This window comes from Methylophaga sp. UBA4204 (assembly GCF_002379485.1).
In the GTDB taxonomy this organism is placed as follows: domain Bacteria; phylum Pseudomonadota; class Gammaproteobacteria; order Nitrosococcales; family Methylophagaceae; genus Methylophaga.
On record NZ_DFTU01000078.1, the window covers coordinates 60,040 to 60,373 of the forward strand.

The 334-nt window shown below is 41.9% G+C and carries 1 protein-coding gene; it reads right to left on the reverse strand.

The annotated features are described in order from the left end of the window. Nucleotides 1-185: DUF4124 domain-containing protein (locus tag B3182_RS11405; protein ID WP_292752797.1), on the reverse strand; the 185-nt coding region annotated here is incomplete at its 3' end. Nucleotides 186-334 lie beyond the last annotated feature (149 nt).

Below are 334 nucleotides of genomic sequence, written 5' to 3' on the forward strand. Positions count from 1 at the left end.
ACCCGCATCGTTTTCTCATCCAGAATATCGTAACCTTGTTGAGCAACTTCTGCCGGTAACGTTTTGCTTATTGTGGGGATACCGTTTTCGTCAGTAAAACGGTACAGTTGAGCCGCTGATACGGTTGTGGCAATTAATAATGTTGCGCTGAGCATCGAAGCCGCTACAAAGCGTATTGAAATCATTATGTTTTCCCAGAGAGCCTTATTAAATTGAGCTTTATTGAACATTTTATTCTGTTTGTCATTTCTTTGCTGGCAAATACTTTTTCGGCATTAAGTGGTGGCGGTGCAGGATTAATCCAGTTCCCGGTTTTGATATTCCTTGGCTTGAC